The sequence below is a fragment of the Rossellomorea sp. SC111 genome (genome assembly GCF_024733565.1).
Taxonomy (GTDB): domain Bacteria; phylum Bacillota; class Bacilli; order Bacillales; family Bacillaceae_B; genus Rossellomorea.
Genome location: NZ_JANIOC010000021.1, coordinates 39,545 through 61,300, shown reverse-complemented (window position 1 = coordinate 61,300; position 21,756 = coordinate 39,545). Strand labels below are relative to the sequence as shown.

Here is a 21,756-nt window from a genome sequence, read left to right as displayed (position 1 = left end):
CACGGAAGTTAAGCTCTTCAGCGCCGATGGTAGTTGGGGGATCTCCCCCTGTGAGAGTAGGACGTCGCCAGGCAAATAGGAAAAAAGAGTAGCTCTTAGTAGCTGCTCTTTTTGATTTGTCTTTTTTAGGAATAGAATGTCTGTTAGCGAAGAAGGGAATGGTTTGAGGAATGAGTGTACTGGTAAGGATGGCATAAAGAAAATTCGACATCGTGGCACGATTATTTGAAATGTCGCATGATTCCTCCTTAAAAGTGATCCTTTACAAAGAAATTGATCTCAGATGGTGGAACTTTTGAAAGAGAGATACTTAAAGGGGTTAAATGGTAAAATACGCATATATTAAAATAATGACGCAATCACCCTCCAAAACGACGCTATAAAATAAATAATGACGCAATCCCGACTCATCCAATCCACTGCAACCATGAGGCACTCCCCATAAAGCCGACTAAACGAACCATTTAAGCTGATTCCTCCCTAATCCTGCTCAAACATCTCTTGTTTTTCACACATTTCCATACTCATACCGAAATAGCTCATTTCACCCTGTTCACCTACCCAAGCTCAATTCGCAATCACTTCACCGCAATGCCAGAACAAAAGTCCACACCTTCTCAATGCCCCATTTCCAAAATTCTATCCCACAATCTCACATTCACACGTTTAAAACCTTCTTTAAACAGGAAAACTTTTAAGGTCAAACTTCATAATTGCAAAGTTTAAAACGCGGTTGTATAATTATAGTCAAATATAGTCAAAGTCAAAATGAGGAGGAGGTTTGATGAGGAACATATCCGACATCATTGAAAATTATTTAAAGAATGTGTTAGAACTGAGTGAAAGTGAGATAGTCGAGATTAAAAGAAGCGAGATCGCTGATAAGTTTCAATGTGTTCCTTCTCAAATTAATTATGTGATCAATACCCGTTTTACCGTAGAACGAGGGTATGTAGTAGAAAGTAAGCGTGGCGGCGGTGGTTATATCCGGATCATGAAGGTGAAGGCCCACGATCAGGTGCACTTGATCGATCAGTTAGTGGCCTTGATTACCCAAACGATCAGCCAGAATACGGCAGCTGATATTGTTTTTCGGTTAGTGGAAGAAGAAATCATTTCTGAAAGAGAAGCCAAGATCATGCTGAGTGTGATGGATCGATCGGTTATCATGGTCGAATTACCTGAACGTGATATCCTGAGAGGAAGAATGCTTAGAGCCATGCTGGATACATTGAAGTATGAGTAAGTGTTGGAGAGGTGAATGGGATGATTTGTCAAGAGTGTGGTGAAAGACCTGCGACCCTTCATTTTACCAAGGTGGTAAACGGGGAAAAGACAGAGGTTCATTTATGTGATCAATGTGCTCAGGATAAGGGTGAGATGTTTATGTTTGATTCTTCTCCCGGGTTTTCTGTGAACAATCTATTGGCAGGTCTTCTTAATATAACTCCTGCATTTAAGCAGGCTAAAGAAACTGAGATTCCTAAAACAGAAGTTTTACAGTGTGAAAAATGCAAAATGACGATTCATCAGTTCATCAATGTGGGACGCTTTGGCTGTGCCCATTGTTATGAAACGTTTAAAGATGAACTCACGCCATTATTAAAGCGTGTTCATAGTGGCAATGTCGAACATCATGGGAAGGTTCCTGAGCGTATGGGTGGAGCCATCCATGTGAAAAAGAAGGTATTGCAGTTAAAGTCTGAATTGCAAACGATGATTGCGGATGAAGAGTTTGAGAAAGCAGCCGAGATCCGTGATGAAATCCGCTCCCTGGAAAAGGAGATAAAGAAAGAGGGAGGCGATAAAGAATGAGTCTTGAGAAGTTCTTGAGTAATGCCGTCAGTTCCTGGATGAGTGAAGAGGGGCCGAATTCGGATATTGTCCTCAGCTCGAGGGTAAGGCTCGCAAGGAATCTGACGGACTTCCGTTTTTCCACTCTTTATTCTTCTGAGGAAGCGCGGGAGATCGTGGATCGGGTAAAGGAGAAGCTCGCATCATATCCAAAGAATTTAGGAGAATTAGAATTTTTACCTACAAGTGAGATTCAGCCTCTCCAAAAGAGGGTATTGATGGAGAAACACCTCATAAGTCCAAATCTGGCAGAGGAAACAAATCACGGAGCTGTCCTTTTATCCAGCGAGGAAGATATTAGCATAATGGTAAACGAAGAGGACCATATTCGAATACAGTGTTTATATCCTGGTCTGCAATTGAAGGAAGCTTTACAGAAAGCCAATCAGATAGACGATTGGTTTGAAAGTGAATTTGACTTTGCGTTTGATGAGAAGCATGGTTACTTGACGACTTGTCCTACCAATGTGGGGACGGGGCTCAGGGCTTCCGTCATGATGCACTTGCCGGGACTTGTGTTAACGCAGCAATTAAACCGTATCATTCCTGCGATCAATCAGTTGGGGTTAGTGGTAAGAGGGATATACGGAGAAGGCAGCGAGGCGCTTGGGAATATCTTTCAGATTTCCAATCAAACGACACTTGGTAAGTCGGAAGTGGATATCGTAGAAGATTTGTTAAGTGTTGTGAAACAGATCATCGAAAAAGAACAATCGGCAAGGGACGCATTAGTTCAAACGTCCAACATACAATTAGAAGATAGGATCTTCCGTTCTCTTGGGGTGCTTGAGCACAGCAGGATCATTGAGTCCAAGGAAGCTGCCAAGTGTTTATCGGATGTCAGGCTAGGAATCGATTTAGGATACATCAAAGTGATATCTAAGAATATATTGAATGAACTAATGATTTTAACCCAACCTGGTTTTTTACAACAATATTCCGGAGGTCCACTGAGACCAAATGAACGAGATATAAGAAGGTCTTCTTTGATTCGGGAGCGAATTAAGTTAGATAAAGATACATGTGAGGAGGAAAAATAATATGATGTTTGGTCGATTTACAGAAAGAGCCCAAAAAGTATTGGCATTAGCTCAAGAAGAAGCGATTCGTTTGTCGCACAGTAATATTGGTACTGAACATATTTTATTGGGACTTGTCCGCGAAGGTGAAGGAATCGCCGCCAAGGCACTTACAGCATTGGGACTGAGCCCTGAAAAGATCCAAAAGGAAGTCGAAGGGTTGATCGGGAAAGGAACCGAGAAATCTCAAACGATCCATTACACACCTCGTGCGAAGAAAGTGATTGAACTTTCCATGGATGAGGCCCGCAAGCTGGGTCACTCATATGTAGGAACGGAACATATTTTACTTGGATTGATCCGCGAGGGTGAAGGAGTGGCCGCCCGGGTCCTTGGTAATCTGGGTGTCAGCTTGAATAAAGCTAGACAGCAGGTATTGCAGTTGCTTGGCAGTAATGATTCAAGCAACCACCAGGGTGGAGGCAACGCCAATGCCAATACGCCTACACTTGACAGCTTAGCCCGTGATTTGACAGCGATTGCCCGTGAAGGCAGCTTAGATCCGGTCATTGGTCGAAGTAAGGAAATTCAGCGCGTCATTGAAGTACTGAGTCGTCGTACGAAGAATAACCCGGTGTTAATTGGTGAACCCGGTGTAGGTAAGACAGCGATCGCAGAAGGACTTGCACAACAGATCATCGCCAATGAAGTGCCTGAAATCCTGCGCGACAAACGCGTTATGACCCTTGATATGGGTACGGTTGTAGCCGGTACGAAATATCGTGGGGAATTCGAGGATCGTCTGAAGAAGGTCATGGATGAAATTCGTCAGGCGGGTAATATCATCCTCTTCATCGATGAGCTCCATACGTTAATCGGAGCAGGTGGGGCTGAGGGAGCCATTGATGCCTCCAACATATTGAAACCATCCCTTGCACGCGGGGAATTACAATGTATCGGTGCCACGACATTGGATGAGTACCGTAAATATATCGAGAAGGATGCAGCGCTTGAGCGCCGTTTCCAACCAATTCAAGTCAATGAGCCAACGGCATCGGAGTCAATCCAGATCCTTAAAGGATTACGTGATCGTTATGAAGCGCATCACCGCGTATCGATTACGGATGAAGCGATTGACGCGGCAGTGAAGCTTTCAGACCGCTATATTTCAGACCGCTTCTTACCGGATAAGGCAATTGATTTAATTGATGAAGCAGGTTCCAAGGTGCGCTTACGTTCTTATACGACGCCGCCAAACTTGAAAGAGCTTGAAGCCAAGCTGGAAGAAATCCGCAAAGAGAAGGATGCAGCGGTTCAAAGCCAGGAATTTGAAAAAGCAGCTTCTCTAAGAGATTCAGAACAAAAGCTTCGTGAAGAGCTGGAAGAAACAAAGAACACATGGAAAGAAAAGCAAGGGCAGGAAAATACAGAAGTGACCGTTGAAGATATTGCGAAGGTTGTTTCAAACTGGACGGGAGTTCCGGTATCGAAATTAGCTCAAACGGAAACGGATCGTTTACTAAAATTAGAGGAAATCCTTCATTCTAGAGTCATCGGGCAGTCAGAAGCAGTCGTAGCGGTATCAAAAGCCGTGCGCCGTGCAAGAGCGGGCCTGAAAGATCCGAAGCGTCCGATTGGTTCCTTCATTTTCTTGGGACCAACAGGAGTCGGGAAAACGGAATTGGCACGGGCTCTTGCAGAGTCTATGTTCGGTGATGAAGAGGCAATGATCCGTATCGATATGTCCGAGTACATGGAGAAGCATTCGACCTCCCGTTTGGTCGGTTCACCTCCAGGATATGTAGGATACGAAGAAGGCGGACAGTTAACGGAAAAGGTTCGTCGCAAGCCATATTCGGTCGTCCTTTTAGATGAAATTGAAAAAGCGCATCCTGATGTATTCAACATCCTCCTTCAAGTTCTAGAGGATGGCCGTTTGACAGATTCCAAAGGAAGAACGGTCGACTTCAGGAATACGGTGCTGATCATGACTTCAAACGTTGGTGCCCAGTCTCTTAAGAGCAACAAGTACGTGGGCTTCAATATTCAGGACGGGAAACAGGATTATAAAGATATGAAAGGAAAGGTCATGGAAGAGCTGAAACGTGCTTTCCGACCTGAATTCCTAAACCGTATCGATGAAATCATCGTGTTCCACTCCCTTGAAAAAGACCACTTGAAAGAGATTGTGACATTGATGTCGAATCAATTGACAAGCCGCTTGAAAGAGCAGGATATCCATTTAGAGCTTTCTCCTGCAGCCAAAGAAAAGATTGCAGATGAAGGGTTCGATCCTGAATACGGAGCAAGACCTCTGCGTCGCGCCATCCAGAAACATGTAGAGGATAAACTGTCAGAAGAATTATTGAGAGGTAAAGTGCTGACAGGGCAGAACATCTTGATCGACGTAGAGGATAGTGAATTTGTTGTAAAAGTTAAAAAAGAGGAAGCAGCCAATACTCCGACATAATAGCAAGGATGATAAAGAGGTACACGTATATGTTTTTCGTGTACCTCTTTTATCATAATGGATGCTTGTCGTGCCTGGTCAAGCCGGCTCTGCTTTTCTTGTTGTCCAACTCCGGTGGCTAGAGGCTCGAGGTTATAAGCCAAGTGAACCAAAAAGGCAAAGGGCGCCTTTCCGGTTCACTCGTCTTATACTTGTCGCCTCTAAGCAAGCCACCTCCGCTTTTCTTGTTGTCCAGCTCCGCCGGCTAGTCCCTCGAGGTCATAAGACAATCTCGCCAAAAAGGCAAAGGGCGCCTTTTCAGCGAGCTCGTCTTATGCTTGTCGGGCCTTAACGAGCCGGCTCCGCTTTTCTGATTGTCTAGCTCCGGCGGCTAGAGGCTCGAGGTCATAAGCCAAGTGAACCAAAAAGGCAAAGGCCGCCTTTCCGGTTCACTTGTCTTATGCTTGTCGCCTCTACCCAAGCCGGCTCCGCTTTTCAATTGAATCTGATACATAAAACCGATACAATCATTCCAAATGGTATTATCCTGAATGGGTAGGAGTACAAATAGAGTAAAAGAGGGGAAGAATAGATTGGCAAAGAAAAAGACTAAGTTTGTGTGTTCATCTTGTGGATATGAGTCTGCTAAATGGATGGGAAAATGTCCGGGATGTAACGAGTGGAATACGATGGTGGAAGAGGTTGAAATGACAGGGAAGAAACCCCGTACGTCGTTTATGCACTCAGAAAATACCGGACCTTCTAAAGCAGAGAAGCTGATCTCCATTGAAACCAAGCAGGAGCCGAGGGTATTGACCGAATCGAAAGAGTTGAACCGGGTGCTCGGGGGAGGAGTAGTACCAGGGTCGCTTGTGTTGATTGGTGGAGACCCGGGGATCGGCAAGTCCACTTTGTTGCTTCAAGTGTCGGCTCAGCTTGCTGATCAGAAGCAGAAGGTTTTATACATCTCCGGAGAGGAATCCATCAAGCAAACCAAGCTCCGTGCAGATCGACTGCAAGTGAAATCAGATGATTTATATATATTTGCGGAAACGAATCTTGAGCTGATTCATCAAACGATTGAACAAATCTCACCGGATTTCGTCATCATCGACTCGATTCAAACGGTCTTTCATCCTGACGTGACTTCTGCCCCCGGCAGTGTATCCCAGGTAAGGGAGTGTACGGCAGAACTGATGAGAATCGGGAAAACAAAGGGCATTGCGATCTTTATTGTAGGGCATGTTACCAAGGAAGGCTCGATTGCAGGGCCTCGTTTGTTGGAACATATGGTCGATACCGTACTGTATTTTGAAGGGGAACGTCACCACTCCTATCGTATTTTAAGAGCGGTGAAGAACCGTTTCGGATCTACGAATGAGATGGGGATTTTTGAAATGAAGGAACTGGGCCTTGAGGAAGTGTCCAATCCCTCGGAGATATTCCTGGAAGAGCGTTCACAAGGTGCGGCAGGGTCAACGGTCGTTGCCTCGATGGAAGGAACGAGGCCGGTTCTTGTGGAGATTCAAGCTCTTGTGACCCCAACGAGTTTTAACAATCCGCGCAGGATGGCCACGGGGATCGATCATAGCCGCGTCTCCCTGATCATGGCTGTGTTGGAGAAGCGGGCAGGGATGCTTTTACAGCAGCAGGATGCCTATCTGAAAGTGGCAGGCGGGGTGAAATTGGATGAACCGGCGATTGATCTGGCCGTCGCCGCAAGTATTGCGTCAAGCTTTCGAGATAGGGCGTCCAGTGCCCACGACTGCATTATTGGTGAAGTTGGTTTGACAGGTGAGATCAGAAGGGTATCAAGAATTGAGCAGCGAGTGCAGGAAGCTGCCAAGTTAGGGTTTAAACGGGTGATCATTCCCCAAAATAATTTAAGTGGCTGGCAGCCTCCTTCTGACATAGAGGTCACAGGGGTATCGAATATCAATGAAGCACTGTCAATTATTTTAGGAGGATAAGAGATGGAAGATAAGAAGGCAAGAGATAAGTCCATGTCGGATATACTGCAATTCGTTGCTCCCGGTGCCCCGATCAGGGACGGCATTGATAATGTGCTGAGAGCCAATACGGGGGGGCTTATTGTAGTTGGCTACAATGATAAGGTGAAGTCCGTATTGGATGGGGGATTTCATATCAATTGTGCCTTTTCTCCAAGCTATCTGTATGAACTTGCCAAGATGGATGGTGCCATCATCCTGAACGAAGCAGGCACCAAGATCATTTTGGCAAATGCGCAGCTTGCTCCTGACGTGTATGTTCCTTCCACTGAAACGGGGATGAGACATCGTACGGCTGAGCGGGTTGCCAGACAAACCAATGCCCTTGTCATTGCCATCTCCCAGCGGAGAAACGTCATCACCCTATATCAAGGGAATTTCCGATATGCGCTAAAGGACATCTCTGTCATCTTGACGAAAGCCAATCAGGCGATCCAAACCTTGGAGAAATATAAGGTGGTTCTCGATCAAAGCATTTCTAATTTGTCCGTGCTTGAGTTTGAGGAGCTTGTCACCCAAAGCGACTTACTGCAGGTTCTTCACCGTTTCGAGATGGTTCTCAGGATCAAAAACGAATTATTGACTTATCTCAGCGAGCTCGGTGTCGAAGGCCGATTGATCCGACTTCAGATGAATGAACTGTTGGCGGATATTGAAGACGAGGCGATGCTCATCATCAGGGACTATTCCCAGGAAAGAAATATCAAACCGTTCGAACTGCTCTATAAGTTCCAGGAACTTGTTCACTCTGAAGTATTAGAGGATAATGTTTTATTAAAATTACTCGGATACCACGGATATGTCCATCACGATGATGCCATCTATCCACGAGGATACCGCGTGTTGAATAAGATCCCCCGCCTTCCGATCGTGATCATTGAAAATCTTATCACGAGATTTGAAACCCTCCCTCATGTAGTGAGGGCTTCAGTCGATGATTTGGATGAAGTCGAAGGGATCGGTGAAGTGAGGGCCAGGAAAATCAAAGAGGGTCTAAAACTGATCAAGGAACAGACGTTTGCAGATCGACAGCTGTAGGTATGCTGGCCTACACCTGCCAGAAATGGTATAATTGTATCATTTTCAAAAAATTGACAGTTTGGTTTAGACGTGTTAGCCTTCATTTAAGGAAGCAAGTAAGATGGGATAAGTGTATCAAAATCGTTTCCATTGTATTAAATTTCAAATTTTCAAGGTTGAGACGTTTCAAAAATAGTAAATTGTTTATAATGAGTAGGAGGAGGTGAGGGAATGTTAAAAAGAATCGTGCAAGCGTGCTTCCTCATTGTCGGGGGAACACTGGGAATATTTCTACTTCCCGAATTATTTACCGTCATAAACTTATCGGACATTCCTTTAATTAATAACCCTTATATGACTGCTATATTTGGTGCCATCATTTTTTATATTCTTACGTTTTGGGCAGTCGAGTATGTCGTCAATTTCGTCAAGTGGTTTGAAGATAGCTTGGTAAAGGCACCGGTAACAGATTTGTTATTTGGCAGTTTAGGCCTGATTATCGGTTTATTTGTTGCGTATTTGTTTGGGATCCCCTTCAATCAAATGGAGATTCCGATCGTCAATACAGTCGTTCCCATTCTATTAACATTGCTTCTTGGATATTTAGGATTCCAGGTTGGATTTAAGAAAAGGGATGAATTGGTCAATCTATTCGGCACGGCAAATCGAGGCAAGAAAAAAGGGACGGAAGAGGATTTGGATGAAGAGGGTGTGAAGACCCTTAAGATATTGGATACGAGCGTGATCATTGACGGACGTATCGCAGATATCTGCCAAACAGGATTTTTAGAAGGAATCGTGGTGATTCCTCAGTTCGTACTGGAAGAGCTCCAGCATATAGCCGATTCTTCCGATGTATTGAAGCGAAATCGCGGACGTCGTGGTCTGGATATTTTAAATCGCATCCAAAAAGAGCTTCCTGTTGAGGTTCAGATTTATGAAGGGGACTTCGAAGAAATTCAGGAAGTGGATTCGAAACTGGTGAAATTAGCGAAGCTTACAAATGGAATCGTTGTAACGAACGATTTCAACTTGAATAAAGTATGTGACCTTCAAGGTGTACAAGTATTGAACATCAATGATCTGGCCAACGCCGTCAAGCCGGTTGTATTACCTGGAGAAGAATTGAAGGTACAGGTGATCAAAGATGGTAAGGAACATAACCAGGGAATTGCTTACCTGGATGATGGTACGATGATCGTCGTGGAAGAAGGGCGTAATTACATCGGTAAGTATATCGATGTCCTTGTCACATCCGTTCTTCAAACATCGGCAGGCAGGATGATCTTTGCCAAACCGAAGCAACTGGAAAAAGCATTGTAAGAAAACGGTTTGCAGCCTGACTCCATTGATGCAGTAAGGTATAATGAATAGTATTACTTATGTGTTAAAGGAGTTATATTATGGAATATGAAGTGGTCATTCCGGCTGCAGGGCAGGGGAAAAGGATGAAAGCGGGCAAAAACAAACTGCTCCTTGAGTTGAATAGCTGTCCTGTCATCATTCATACATTGCGTGTTTTCGAGCATGACACCCGTTGTAAGGGAATTTATTTAGCCATCCATCCGTCAGAGCGCCATGTGTTTGAGGTCCTGTTGGAACGCTACGGCATCAAGAAGGTCATGAAGCTTGTCGATGGTGGAGAAGAAAGACAGCATAGTGTATACAATGCGCTGCTTGAGGTTGATCATGAGATTGTTCTGGTACATGACGGAGCAAGACCATTTATTAAAGAATCCACGATTCACCAATTAGTCGAAAAGACATATTCGACAGGGGCTGCCATTGCGGCGGTTCCTGTTAAAGATACGATCAAGAAAGTACTGGATGGCGAAGTCGAGGAAACGATTGAACGCTCAAGCTTGTGGATGGTCCAAACCCCACAAGCTTTTCGCGTTTCCGTTTTAACAAAGGCACATAAAGAAGCCGATCAAGATGGTTTCCTTGGTACAGATGATGCTTCGCTGGTGGAAAGATCAGATATTGGGGTCGCTGTCGTTGAAAGTGATTATGACAATATTAAACTGACAACACCTGAAGATCTATATTTTGCCGAGGCGATCTTGAAGAAGCGAGAGGATATGAGTGGAGGAGAGAAACATGTTTAGGATCGGACAAGGATTTGATGTTCATCAGTTAGTGGAAGAGAGACCACTTATCATGGGAGGCATTACGATTCCATATGAAAAGGGGTTATTGGGGCATTCAGATGCAGATGTCCTGTTGCATGCTGTAGCGGATGCGTGTTTAGGTGCCATTGCGGCAGGGGATATCGGGAAGCATTTTCCTGATACAGATCCCGAGTTCAAGGATGCTGATTCAGCAAAGCTTCTAGAGCATGTATGGGCCCTAGTGAAAAAGGAAGGCTATGTATTAGGGAATATCGATTGCACGATCATTGCCCAGAAACCTAAGATGGCTCCTTATATTGACGAAATGAGACAAAGCATCGCCACGTTACTTGAAGCGGATATGGCAGAAGTGAACGTTAAGGCCACAACTTCCGAGAAGCTTGGCTTTACCGGAAGAGGCGAAGGGATTGCAGCACAAACCACGATATTGATTAAAAAGAAGTAGGGGACAAATTCGCTTTATTCCCATACTTAACGGTGTTAAAATAGGTCAGAGACTTTAAAGAGTAATTTGAGGAGGAATATACATGACACAGGAAGTACGCGTCCGTTATGCCCCGAGTCCAACGGGCCATTTACATATTGGAAATGCAAGAACCGCTTTATTTAATTACCTATACGCCCGCAGCACAGGTGGAAAGTTCATTATCCGTATTGAAGACACGGACAAGAAACGTAATATCGAAGGTGGAGAAGAAAGTCAGCTTAAGTATCTTAAGTGGCTGGGAATTGACTGGGATGAAAGCACGGATAAGCCGGGTGAATACGGACCTTATCGCCAATCCGAGCGTAATCACATCTATGAGCAGTATCTAAATGAGCTGCTTGAATCAGGTCAAGCCTATAAATGCTACTGTACGGAAGAAGAACTGGAAGCGGAACGTGAAGCTCAATCTGCATCAGGACAAATGCCCCGCTACTCCGGCAAATGCCGAAACCTGACGAAAGAGGATCAGGAGAAATTGGCAGCAGAAGGCCGCAAGCCGAGCATTCGTTTCCGTGTACCCGCAGGTAAAGTCTATTCCTTCAACGATATCGTGAAAGAGGATGTTGCATTTGAATCAGACGGTATCGGTGACTTTGTCATCGCGAAGAAGGACGGTACACCAACGTATAACTTCGCCGTTGCAGTCGATGATTATCTAATGAAAATAACACATGTTCTTCGCGGAGAAGATCATATCTCCAATACACCGAAACAGTTGATGATCTTTGAAGCGCTTGGTTGGGAAGCACCTGTTTACGGGCATATGACATTGATCGTCAATGAAAGCCGTAAAAAGTTGAGTAAGCGGGATGAGAGCATCATTCAGTTCATCGAGCAGTACGAAGCATTAGGATACTTACCAGAAGCGTTGTTCAACTTCATTGCGCTACTCGGCTGGTCCCCAAAAGGAGAAGAAGAGCTGTTTTCTAAAGATGAGTTCATTGAAATCTTCGATCCTGAACGTTTATCCACTTCTTCTGCCCTGTTCGATAATCAGAAGCTTACATGGATGAACAATCAGTACATGAAGAACTTGGAATTGGCTCAAGTGGTGGAGCTGTCCCTTCCTCATTTAATCAGTGCGGGTAAATTGGACGGGAACATGTCCGATGAACAGCGTGAGTGGGCGAGTCGCGTCATTTCTTTATATCAGGAGCAAATGAGCTTCGGTGCTGAAATCGTTGAACTGTCTGAAATGTTCTTCAAGACAGATCTTGAATATGGTGAAGAGGCGAAAGCGGTGCTTGAAGAAGAGCAAGTACCTGAAGTGCTCCAGGCTTTCTTGAACGAGATCGAGGCACTTGAAAAGTACGAAGCGGCAGAAATCAAATCCTCTATCAAAGCTGTCCAAAAATCGACTGGCCATAAAGGGAAGAAGCTATTCATGCCGATCCGTGTTGCCGTTACTGGCCAGACACATGGCCCGGAATTGCCGAATGCCATCGAGCTATTAGGGAAAGATACAGTTAAACACCGTCTTCAAAGTCTTTTAGGTTAACATTTTGGAGAATATGTAATATAGTAAGAGTATCACGTTAAATGATATCGCGTTGATGAGGAGAAGTAAGAAAAGGATGCTTAGTAGAGAGAACCATCACCGGCTGAAAGTGGTTTAAGCCCCTCCGATTCTGAAATGCACCTCTGAGCCCGTTACTGAAATAGAGTAGGTAAAGGCGGTTTCCTACCGTTAACAGGATTCGAGTTGGAGAAGATTTCTTCTCAATCAGAGTGGAACCGCGCCTATAAAGCGTCTCTGTCAGTTTATTGACAGGGGCGTTTTTTTATTGTCATCACATCAGCTTATATTTTTTAAAAAAGGAAGGGGGATGGATCCGAATGTTTAAGTCGTTTAAGGAAGATATAGATGTGGTGTTTGATCAGGATCCGGCTGCAAGGAATTATGTGGAGGTCATCCTCACGTATTCGGGTCTTCATGCCATTTGGGCCCATCGTGTTGCCCATGCGTTTTTTAAACGTAAATTCTTCTTCATTGCCCGGGTCATTTCACAGGTCAGCCGCTTCTTCACCGGAGTGGAGATCCACCCCGGAGCTCAGATCGGCCGGCGTTTTTTCATCGATCACGGGATGGGTGTAGTGATTGGCGAGACGTGTGAAATCGGTGACAATGTCACGCTCTTCCAAGGAGTCACCCTCGGTGGAACCGGGAAGGAAAAAGGGAAACGTCACCCGACGATCCAGGATAATGCGTTGATTGCGACAGGTGCGAAAGTATTAGGATCGATCGTTGTTGGGGAAAATTCTAAGGTAGGTGCGGGATCCGTTGTCCTGAAAGATGTTCCGCCCAATTCAACCGTAGTCGGCATCCCGGGTAAGGTGGTCATCCAGGACGGAGTGAAGATACAGAAGGATCTGAATCACTGTGATCTGCCTGATCCAATGAACGACCGAATGAAACAACTTGAAAAAGAAGTGAATGAATTGAAATCATTATTAAGGGAATATGAGGGAAGGAGTCGATCATCATGACGATTCGTTTATATAACACATTGACAAGGCAGAAAGAGGAATTCAAACCCCTGGAAGAGGGTAAGGTCAAAATGTATGTGTGCGGTCCGACGGTCTATAACTATATTCATATAGGGAATGCCCGTCCTGCGATTGTGTTTGACACAGTGAGACGTTATCTGGAATACAGGGGCTACGATGTTCAGTTCGTCTCTAACTTCACGGATGTGGACGATAAATTAATTAGAGCGGCGAAGGAACTGGGAGAAGATGTCCCGACGATTGCAAAGCGCTTTATCGATGCTTACTTCGAAGATACGGGAGCCCTCGGTTGCCGGAAAGCCGATGTACATCCGACTGTAACAGAAAATATTGACACCATTGTTGACTTCATCTCAGCACTTGTAGATAAAGGGTATGCCTATGAATCCCAGGGAGACGTTTACTATCGTACCAGAAAGTTTGATGGCTACGGTAAGCTGTCCCATCAGCCAATCGATGAACTGAAAGCAGGAGCCCGCATCGATGTAGGGGACAAAAAAGAAGATGCCCTTGATTTCGTTCTTTGGAAAGCGGCGAAGGAAGGGGAGATTTCCTGGGAGAGCCCGTGGGGTGAAGGACGTCCCGGCTGGCATATCGAGTGCTCCGCTATGGCAAAGCGCTACTTGGGGGATACGATCGATATTCACGCCGGAGGACAGGATCTGACATTCCCCCACCATGAGAATGAAATCGCCCAATCAGAGGCACTTACAGGAAAGGCATTCGCCAATTACTGGATGCACAATGGGTATATTAATATTGATAACGAGAAGATGTCGAAATCACTCGGTAATTTCGTGTTGGTTCACGACATTATTAAAGAACAAGATCCGCAGGTACTTCGTTTCTTCATGCTATCCGTTCATTACCGTCATCCGATCAACTACAATCTTGAACTTCTACAGAATGCAGAGACTTCGTTGGATCGAATCAAGACAGCGTATGAAAACTTGAAGCATCGCAAGGAATCAAGTACAAACTTAGCTGATAACAACCAGGAATGGTTGGATAAAATTGCGGGGCTGAAAGATCAGTTCATTGCAGACATGGATGATGATTTTAATACAGCCAACGGGATTTCCGTTCTATTTGAACTATCCAGACAGGCGAATTATTATTTGATGGAAAAAAATACATCAACAGAAGTCATTGACGAGTTCTTACACCGGTTTGAAGATTTCTTCTCTGTCCTTGGGCTGACTCTTCAGGAAGCGGGAATGTTGGACGAAGAAGTGGAAGAAATGATCGAAAAGCGTATTCAAGCCCGTAAAGACCGTAACTTCCAACTGGCAGATGAGATCCGTGACACGCTGAAAGAGATGGATATCATCCTGGAAGATACTCCTCAAGGCACCCGCTGGAAAAGGGGATCTTGATGCTCTACGAGACAAACGAACAAATCGACGCGAAACAAATCAATGCACTTGCACTGGCTTATATGGGGGATGCTGTATATGAAACATATGTACGGCAGCTCCTCTTGACCAAGGGTAAGATCAAACCGAATCAACTGCACAGGGCTGCGACGAAGTATGTGTCTGCTAAAGCTCAAGCGGCCATTCTCAGAACGCTGTTCAATCAGGACCTCTTAACGGAAGAAGAGATTTCGATTGTCAAGCGCGGCCGCAATGCGAAATCGGGGACAACGCCAAAAAATACAGATGTACAAACGTATAAACACAGCACTGCTTTTGAGGCCCTTATTGGATATTTGTTTTTACTTAATCGGACCGAGCGATTAGAGGAACTGTTGAAGATCATTTTTGAACAAGCCCAGGCAGGAAAGGAGGAACAGAAATGAGTAAAGATTTTATCGGAGGAAGAAATCCCGTCATTGAAGCGTTAAAGTCAGGAAGGGATATCAATAAGATTTGGATAGCGGAAGGTTCACAGAAAGGTTCCATCCAGCAAATCGTCGGACTTGCCAAGGAATCCAATGTCATGGTCCAGTATGTCCCAAAGAAGAAAATCGAGCAGATGGTATCGGAGAATCACCAGGGAGTCGTGGCTTCCGTTGCGGCTTATCAGTATGCTGAACTGGATGATTTATTTCATAAGGCAGAACAAAAAGGGGAGGACCCTTTTATTTTGATCCTGGATGAATTGGAAGATCCCCATAACCTGGGATCCATCATGAGGACGGCTGATGCAGCTGGCGCCCACGGAATCATCATTCCGAAGCGAAGAGCGGTGGGACTTACTTCCACTGTAGCGAAGGCTTCCACCGGTGCGATTGAACATATACCCGTGGCACGTGTGACGAATCTGTCGAGAGCAGTGGATGAGCTGAAAGAACGCGGTGTATGGGTGGCAGGAACAGATGCTAAGGGTAAGCAGGATTTCCGCCAGTTGGACGGGACACTTCCAATCGGTTTAATTATCGGAAGTGAAGGAAAAGGAATGAGCCGCATCTTGAGGGATAAATGTGATTTCCTTGTTCAGTTGCCTATGATCGGTCATGTGACATCACTAAACGCTTCGGTGGCAGCTAGTATTTTAATGTATGAGGTTTATCGTAAACGCCACCCGCTGGGAGAATAGGGAGATGGATATCCTCCTTGTGGATGGCTATAACATAATTGGTGCCTGGCCGGAATTGAATGATTTGAAGCAGAAGGATTTAGCCGCAGCAAGAGACCGCCTGGTCGAACAAATGGCAGAATATCAAGGGTATACGGGCTATCGTGTCATTGTTGTGTTTGATGCATACTACGTCCAGGGAATCGCCCGGAAATATCAAAATTATAAAGTGGAAGTACTATTCACTAGAGAAAATGAGACGGCAGATGAACGAATTGAAAGATTGGCTATTGAATTAAGTAATATTAAAACACAGATTCATGTAGCCACTTCTGATTTTACAGAGCAATGGGCCATCTTTGGTCAGGGAGCCCTTCGCAAATCAGCGAGGGAGCTCTTGACCGAGGTGGAGGTCATCGAAAAAAAGATTGAAAGAAAAGTAAGGAATTCAAGTGAGAAACGGCCGGCTTCCAAGATCCAATTATCAGAAGAAGTTGCTGAAATTTTCGAAAAATGGCGTCGAGGGGAACAATGATAGGTTGACGATTGAATTTTCTGTAATGTATAATATTTCTATCTATTGTTTTGCTCGGGGGGATATGTGTGAGCAATATCATCAGGACAGAAGCACTTGATAATCGATTAGAAGGCATGGATGATGAAGAGATAATAGAAGCCGTCCATCAGGGTCACAGCGAAGCGCTCGATTTTTTGATCAGGAAATACCGTAATTTCGTTAGAGCGAAAGCCCGCTCATATTTTTTAATCGGGGCAGATAAGGAAGATATCGTCCAGGAGGGTATGATTGGATTATACAAGGCCATCCGTGATTATAAAGAGGACAAGCTGACTTCTTTTAAAGCGTTTGCAGAGCTTTGTATCACAAGACAAATCATTACAGCCATTAAGACAGCCACAAGACAGAAGCATATACCACTGAATTCATATGTTTCACTGGATAAACCCATTTATGATGATGAATCTGACCGAACGCTGTTAGATGTCATTTCAGGTGCGAAAGTAATGGATCCGGAAGCGCTCATTATCAATCGCGAAGAATTCGATAATATGGAAGACAAGATGGCCCAGCTGTTAAGCGATCTTGAGAGGAAAGTACTGGCCCTATATTTGGACGGGCAGTCTTATCAGGAGATATCGGAAGAGCTGAACCGCCATGTGAAATCCATCGACAATGCATTACAGCGGGTGAAACGGAAGCTTGAACGATACTTGGAAGTTCGCGAAATAACGATGTAAAGTCATATTGACACATTTTGGTGGTCGTGTTATTTTTGATAGGACTTACTATGTATAGTATAGGTGGAAAATATGACTACTAAATTAATACTGGCTTGTACGGTATGCGGTTCCAGGAATTATTCCGTGCCGGGAAACCGTAATCAGGCCGTTCGATTAGAATTAAAGAAATTCTGTAATACATGTAATGCTCACACCCTACACAAAGAGACTAAATAGTGTAGAAGTCTTGCGTATTGATATTAGTTGGAGGTTACTAACGGATGTTTAAATTCTTTCGCAATGTTGCATCGGAAATGAGAAAGGTCAGCTGGCCTAAACGTAAAGAGTTAACGCGCTATACGATCACGGTTATTACAACAGTGGTATTTGTTGCCCTTTTCTTTGCTGTTATCGACCTGGGCATCTCAGAACTTATGCGATTGATCATTGGTTCTAAGTAAGAGAAACATAGAATTAGTTGTATATATACCATGAAAGCATGGTATAATGAATGTTAATAGAGTACATGACCTTAGAGCCCGTTATCTTTTTACGGGTTTTTTCATTTGGAGAAAAAAGGCGAATGAGTATTCTTAAATAGCGAGGAGGGACGGACGTTTAGTCCTATGTAATGGAAAAGAATTGGTATGTAGTCCATACGTATTCAGGATATGAGAATAAGGTAAAAGCAAACCTTGAGAAACGTGTTGAAACGATGGGGATGCAAGATAAGATCTTCCGAGTGATCGTTCCTGAAGAAGAAGAAACGGACTTTAAGAACGGTAAGAAGAAAGTAGTTAAGAAGAAAGTATTTCCAGGTTATGTGATTGTTGAGATCGTCATGACGGATGATTCCTGGTATGTCGTTCGAAACACACCTGGAGTGACCGGTTTCGTCGGTTCATCAGGATCAGGTTCAAAGCCTACTCCGTTACTGCCGGAAGAAGTGACAAATCTTCTGAAACAAATGGGCATGACAGAGAAAAAGGTAGAGATCGACTTCGAATTAGGGGAAACTGTAAAAGTGAATGAAGGTCCATTTGCAAACTTTACAGGTTCGATTGAAGAGATCGATAATGCGAAAGCTAAAGTCAAAGTCCACGTTAATATGTTTGGTAGAGACACCCCGGTAGAACTGGATTTCTCCCAGATTGATAAATTATAATGGAAAAGAACTTGAAATCATTCTGAAAAAATGGTACTATTTCATAAGTCAGTGCGTCTCCACAAAGAGATACTGAAACTAATAGACGTTCTTTATGTTGATAAAGACATTTTTTACATTGAGTGGGAGGGTGAAAAACCCAATAACCACATCACGGACTTAAGGAGGTGTGTCTCGTGGCTAAAAAAGTTATCAAAATGGTTAAATTGCAGATTCCTGCCGGTAAAGCTAATCCAGCTCCACCAGTTGGTCCTGCACTAGGTCAAGCAGGTGTTAACATCATGGGATTCTGTAAGGAATTCAATGCTCGTACAGCAGATCAAGCTGGCTTAATCATTCCTGTTGAAATCACGGTATTTGAAGACCGTTCATTTACATTCATCACAAAAACTCCACCCGCTGCTGTTCTTCTTAAGAAAGCTGCAGGTATCGAGTCTGGTTCAGGCGAACCAAACAGCAAGAAAGTGGCAACACTTAAACGCGATAAAGTACGTGAAATTGCTGAAACAAAAATGCCTGACTTAAATGCAGCTAGTGTTGAATCAGCTATGCGCATGGTAGAAGGAACTGCGCGCAGCATGGGTATCGTCATCGAAGACTAATCCCTGCTTCGTTAAAGTAGAGGTTCCTGTTGAACGAGGTTGCGATGATGAAATGTACGTTTCACTCGCAACCTTATTTCGTGGGAGGTTATTCCGCTAAAACCACATATAGGAGGAAATTTATAATGGCTAAAAAAGGTAAAAAGTTTCTTGAAGCTCAAAAGCTTGTAGATCGTACTACAGCTTACTCAGTGGAAGAAGCAATCGAACTAGTTAAGAAAACAAACTTCGCTAAGTTTGACGCAACGATTGAAGTAGCGTTCCGCTTAGGTGTAGATACACGTAAAAACGACCAGCAAATCCGTGGAGCAGTAGTACTTCCTCATGGAACTGGTAAAACTCAAAAGGTTCTTGTATTCGCTAAAGGCGAAAAAGCTAAAGAAGCAGAAGCTGCCGGCGCTGATTTCGTAGGTGATGCAGAACTTATCAACAAGATCAACCAAGGTTGGTTCGAGTTCGACGTAATCGTTGCGACTCCAGACATGATGGGTGAAGTTGGTAAACTTGGTCGCGTATTAGGACCTAAAGGTTTAATGCCAAACCCTAAAACTGGAACAGTAACGTTCGACGTAACGAAAGCTGTAAATGAAATCAAAGCTGGTAAAGTTGAATACCGTGCTGACAAATCAGGTAACGTTCACGTTCCTGTTGGAAAGATTTCATTCGACAACGAAAAGCTTGTTGAAAACTTTGCTACAATGTATGAAACAATGCTTAAAGTTAAACCTGCTGCTGCAAAAGGAACTTACATGAAAAATGTTTCTGTAACTTCTACAATGGGACCTGGCGTTAAAGTCGATCCTTCAACTTTCGCAGTTAAGGCATAATTTGGTATTGACTTACTAAGAACTAGTGATTATAATTAGTTCTGTTGTTAAAAAACGAATACATTTGTACCGTAGACAGTAGGGGCTCATTACGAGCTTAATATCCTGCCGAGGTAATTGCGATAAAATAACCGCTTATAGCGTGTTTGCAATGCCCTTATGTCTACCTTGATATAAGGGCATTTTTTATTGGATGACGGTATAAATGTTCATCAGTCAATCTACAGGAGGTGTAATGATGAGCAGCATTCTAGATCAAAAGAAACACATCGTTGGAGAAATCTCTGACAAGCTAAAAAACAGTGTATCTACAATCGTTGTAGATTACCGTGGCCTAGACGTTTCCGAAGTAACTGAGCTTCGTAAACAACTTCGTGAAGCTGGCATCGAGTTCAAAGTGTACAAAAACACTATGGTACGTCGTGCGGCAGAAGAAGCTGGTCTTGAAGGGTTAAACGAATTCTTAACTGGTCCTAACGCAATTGCGTTCAGTACAGAAGAAGTAGTTGCACCTGCAAAGATCCTTAACAGCTTCGCTAAAGAACACGAAGCACTTGAAATCAAAACGGGTGTCATCGAAGGAACAATCACTTCTGTTGAGGATGTTAAAGCAATCGCTGAACTTCCAAACCGCGAAGGACTTCTTTCTATGCTACTCAGCGTGCTACAAGCACCAATGCGCAACTTTGCGTTGGCAACAAAAGCCGTTGCAGATCAAAAAGAAGAGCAAGGCGCGTAAGCTAAAGCAAGTCGTTTAAATAAAAAATTAAGCAAACATCACAAGGAGGAAATTTAAAATGAGTAAAGAGCAAATCATTGACGCGATTAAAGAAATGTCAGTTCTTGAACTAAATGATCTAGTTAAAGCAATCGAAGAAGAATTCGGAGTAACTGCTGCTGCACCTGTAGCTGCTGCTGCTGGTGGCGCTGACGCTGCTGCAGAACAAACTGAATTCGACGTAGTTCTTGAGAGCGCTGGTTCTCAAAAAATCAAGGTTATCAAAGTTGTTCGTGAAATCACAGGTCTTGGCCTTAAAGAAGCGAAAGAAATGGTTGATAACACTCCTAAAGCTCTTAAAGAAGGTATTTCTAAAGAGGAAGCTGAAGAACTTAAAGCTAAACTTGAAGAAGTTGGAGCTGGCGTAGAAGTTAAGTAATGATTGTATAGATGAAAAGCTCGCTATATTTGGCGGGCTTTTTTCTTGTCTGGCATCTATAAAGGCACTATTTTGGCTGCCGGGCGGGATCTATCAATGGATGGAGATGATATAATGACCAATCACTATTATTCCCGTAACCCTGAGGTGGAGAGTAAGCCGGAAATGATCACCTTTGAATTAAGGGGACACACATTCCGTTTTAAAACAGACCAGGGTGTCTTCTCGAAAAAGGAAGTTGACTTTGGATCAAGAGCGTTGATAGAAGCGTTTGAATTACCTGATGTTACGGGACCGATACTTGATGTCGGCTGCGGTTATGGCCCGGTCGGATTGTCCCTGGCGAAAGACTTTGGTGATCGGACGGTCCATATGATTGATGTAAACGAGAGGGCCCTATCCTTAGCGAAAGAAAATGCTGGGGAAAATAAAGTTCAAAACGTTAAAATCTATCAAAGTGACCGGTATACGGACGTCAATGAAAAGGAATTTGCCGCTATTTTAACAAATCCTCCGATACGAGCAGGGAAAGAAACGGTTCATTCAATTCTTGAGAAGAGTTACGACCATCTGACGGAACGCGGGGAATTGTGGGTCGTTATTCAGAAGAAGCAAGGTGCTCCCTCTGCCATGGATAAAATGGAAAAAATATTTTCAAATGTAGAAGTCGTCACCAGAAAAAAGGGATACTACATCTTGAAATCGGTAAAAGAAATCCGTTGACGTAGCTTATTTGCTATGATAACATTATAAAATGCAAAAATATTA

The 21,756-nt window shown here is 43.9% G+C and carries 24 protein-coding genes, 1 rRNA gene and 2 other annotated features; all 25 genes read left to right on the top strand.

Annotation, left to right across the window (positions count from 1 at the left end):
- A 5S ribosomal RNA gene (rrf, locus tag NQ095_RS22610) occupies positions 1 to 73 on the top strand; the annotation flags it as partial.
- A gap of 711 nt (positions 74 to 784) precedes the next feature.
- The gene (locus NQ095_RS20750) at positions 785 to 1,246 is read left to right on the top strand and encodes a CtsR family transcriptional regulator (RefSeq protein WP_034766034.1); all 462 of its coding nucleotides are present in this window, start codon (positions 785 to 787) and stop codon (positions 1,244 to 1,246) included.
- A 20-nt stretch (positions 1,247 to 1,266) separates the two neighbouring features.
- Complete coding sequence (gene mcsA / locus NQ095_RS20745; protein ID WP_258265275.1) at positions 1,267 to 1,815, top strand: protein-arginine kinase activator protein McsA; 549 nt, start codon at positions 1,267 to 1,269, stop codon at positions 1,813 to 1,815.
- The gene (gene mcsB, locus NQ095_RS20740) at positions 1,812 to 2,894 is read left to right on the top strand and encodes a protein-arginine kinase McsB (protein WP_258265274.1); all 1,083 of its coding nucleotides are present in this window, start codon (positions 1,812 to 1,814) and stop codon (positions 2,892 to 2,894) included. The genes mcsA and mcsB overlap by 4 nt, the downstream gene beginning before the upstream one ends.
- 1 nt (position 2,895) lies before the next feature.
- Positions 2,896 to 5,343 carry an ATP-dependent protease ATP-binding subunit ClpC gene (gene clpC / locus NQ095_RS20735; RefSeq protein WP_258265273.1) on the top strand — a complete coding sequence of 816 codons (2,448 nt, stop codon included), beginning with the start codon at positions 2,896 to 2,898 and terminating at the stop codon, positions 5,341 to 5,343.
- Positions 5,344 to 5,915: 572 nt separating this feature from the next.
- Positions 5,916 to 7,292, top strand: a complete 1,377-nt coding sequence (gene radA, locus NQ095_RS20730; RefSeq protein ID WP_258265272.1) for a DNA repair protein RadA — start codon at positions 5,916 to 5,918, stop codon at positions 7,290 to 7,292.
- 3 nt (positions 7,293 to 7,295) lie between these two features.
- Positions 7,296 to 8,369 carry a DNA integrity scanning diadenylate cyclase DisA gene (gene disA, locus NQ095_RS20725; protein ID WP_258265271.1) on the top strand — a complete coding sequence of 358 codons (1,074 nt, stop codon included), beginning with the start codon at positions 7,296 to 7,298 and terminating at the stop codon, positions 8,367 to 8,369.
- Positions 8,370 to 8,582: 213 nt separating this feature from the next.
- The gene (locus NQ095_RS20720) at positions 8,583 to 9,674 is read left to right on the top strand and encodes a PIN/TRAM domain-containing protein (RefSeq protein ID WP_258265270.1); all 1,092 of its coding nucleotides are present in this window, start codon (positions 8,583 to 8,585) and stop codon (positions 9,672 to 9,674) included.
- A gap of 80 nt (positions 9,675 to 9,754) precedes the next feature.
- A complete protein-coding gene (gene ispD, locus NQ095_RS20715; protein WP_258265269.1) occupies positions 9,755 to 10,459 on the top strand; it encodes a 2-C-methyl-D-erythritol 4-phosphate cytidylyltransferase in 705 nt (234 codons plus the stop codon).
- Entirely contained in the window at positions 10,452 to 10,928 is a 477-nt protein-coding gene (ispF, locus tag NQ095_RS20710) for a 2-C-methyl-D-erythritol 2,4-cyclodiphosphate synthase (protein ID WP_258265268.1), read from the top strand. Before ispD ends, ispF begins: the two co-directional genes overlap by 8 nt.
- An 82-nt stretch (positions 10,929 to 11,010) precedes the next feature.
- Entirely contained in the window at positions 11,011 to 12,468 is a 1,458-nt protein-coding gene (gltX, locus tag NQ095_RS20705; RefSeq protein WP_258265267.1) for a glutamate--tRNA ligase, read from the top strand.
- A 43-nt stretch (positions 12,469 to 12,511) separates the two neighbouring features.
- Positions 12,512 to 12,728: a binding site (T-box leader), on the top strand.
- Positions 12,729 to 12,806: 78 nt separating this feature from the next.
- Entirely contained in the window at positions 12,807 to 13,457 is a 651-nt protein-coding gene (gene cysE, locus NQ095_RS20700) for a serine O-acetyltransferase (protein ID WP_258265266.1), read from the top strand.
- Positions 13,454 to 14,854 (top strand): cysteine--tRNA ligase, encoded by a 1,401-nt coding sequence (gene cysS / locus NQ095_RS20695; RefSeq protein WP_258265265.1) that lies wholly within the window; start codon positions 13,454 to 13,456, stop codon positions 14,852 to 14,854. The genes cysE and cysS overlap by 4 nt, the downstream gene beginning before the upstream one ends.
- On the top strand, positions 14,854 to 15,279 hold the full coding sequence (locus tag NQ095_RS20690) for a Mini-ribonuclease 3 (protein WP_258265264.1): 426 nt from the start codon (positions 14,854 to 14,856) through the stop codon (positions 15,277 to 15,279). Before cysS ends, NQ095_RS20690 begins: the two co-directional genes overlap by 1 nt.
- On the top strand, positions 15,276 to 16,019 hold the full coding sequence (gene rlmB / locus NQ095_RS20685) for a 23S rRNA (guanosine(2251)-2'-O)-methyltransferase RlmB (RefSeq protein ID WP_258265263.1): 744 nt from the start codon (positions 15,276 to 15,278) through the stop codon (positions 16,017 to 16,019). Before NQ095_RS20690 ends, rlmB begins: the two co-directional genes overlap by 4 nt.
- Before the next feature lie 4 nt (positions 16,020 to 16,023).
- Entirely contained in the window at positions 16,024 to 16,533 is a 510-nt protein-coding gene (locus tag NQ095_RS20680; RefSeq protein ID WP_060674147.1) for an NYN domain-containing protein, read from the top strand.
- 116 nt (positions 16,534 to 16,649) lie between these two features.
- Positions 16,650 to 17,255: an RNA polymerase sporulation sigma factor SigH gene (sigH, locus tag NQ095_RS20675; protein ID WP_229597131.1), complete on the top strand. Its 606-nt coding sequence runs from the start codon at positions 16,650 to 16,652 to the stop codon at positions 17,253 to 17,255.
- A gap of 72 nt (positions 17,256 to 17,327) precedes the next feature.
- On the top strand, positions 17,328 to 17,474 hold the full coding sequence (rpmG, locus tag NQ095_RS20670) for a 50S ribosomal protein L33 (RefSeq protein WP_079534455.1): 147 nt from the start codon (positions 17,328 to 17,330) through the stop codon (positions 17,472 to 17,474).
- 44 nt (positions 17,475 to 17,518) lie between these two features.
- Complete coding sequence (secE, locus tag NQ095_RS20665; RefSeq protein ID WP_044340513.1) at positions 17,519 to 17,698, top strand: preprotein translocase subunit SecE; 180 nt, start codon at positions 17,519 to 17,521, stop codon at positions 17,696 to 17,698.
- A 170-nt stretch (positions 17,699 to 17,868) separates the two neighbouring features.
- A complete protein-coding gene (gene nusG / locus NQ095_RS20660) occupies positions 17,869 to 18,402 on the top strand; it encodes a transcription termination/antitermination protein NusG (RefSeq protein WP_098353402.1) in 534 nt (177 codons plus the stop codon).
- 176 nt (positions 18,403 to 18,578) lie between these two features.
- Positions 18,579 to 19,004, top strand: coding sequence for a 50S ribosomal protein L11 (gene rplK, locus NQ095_RS20655; RefSeq protein ID WP_032085258.1), 426 nt, complete (start codon positions 18,579 to 18,581; stop codon positions 19,002 to 19,004).
- A gap of 125 nt (positions 19,005 to 19,129) precedes the next feature.
- The gene (gene rplA / locus NQ095_RS20650) at positions 19,130 to 19,831 is read left to right on the top strand and encodes a 50S ribosomal protein L1 (RefSeq protein WP_060674142.1); all 702 of its coding nucleotides are present in this window, start codon (positions 19,130 to 19,132) and stop codon (positions 19,829 to 19,831) included.
- Between the two features lie 51 nt (positions 19,832 to 19,882).
- Positions 19,883 to 20,027: a sequence feature (ribosomal protein L10 leader region), on the top strand.
- A 42-nt stretch (positions 20,028 to 20,069) separates the two neighbouring features.
- Positions 20,070 to 20,570 carry a 50S ribosomal protein L10 gene (gene rplJ / locus NQ095_RS20645; RefSeq protein ID WP_201716436.1) on the top strand — a complete coding sequence of 167 codons (501 nt, stop codon included), beginning with the start codon at positions 20,070 to 20,072 and terminating at the stop codon, positions 20,568 to 20,570.
- Positions 20,571 to 20,628: 58 nt separating this feature from the next.
- Positions 20,629 to 20,988: a 50S ribosomal protein L7/L12 gene (rplL, locus tag NQ095_RS20640; protein WP_258265262.1), complete on the top strand. Its 360-nt coding sequence runs from the start codon at positions 20,629 to 20,631 to the stop codon at positions 20,986 to 20,988.
- A gap of 114 nt (positions 20,989 to 21,102) precedes the next feature.
- Positions 21,103 to 21,711, top strand: coding sequence for a class I SAM-dependent methyltransferase (locus tag NQ095_RS20635; RefSeq protein ID WP_258265278.1), 609 nt, complete (start codon positions 21,103 to 21,105; stop codon positions 21,709 to 21,711).
- Positions 21,712 to 21,756: the final 45 nt, after the last annotated feature.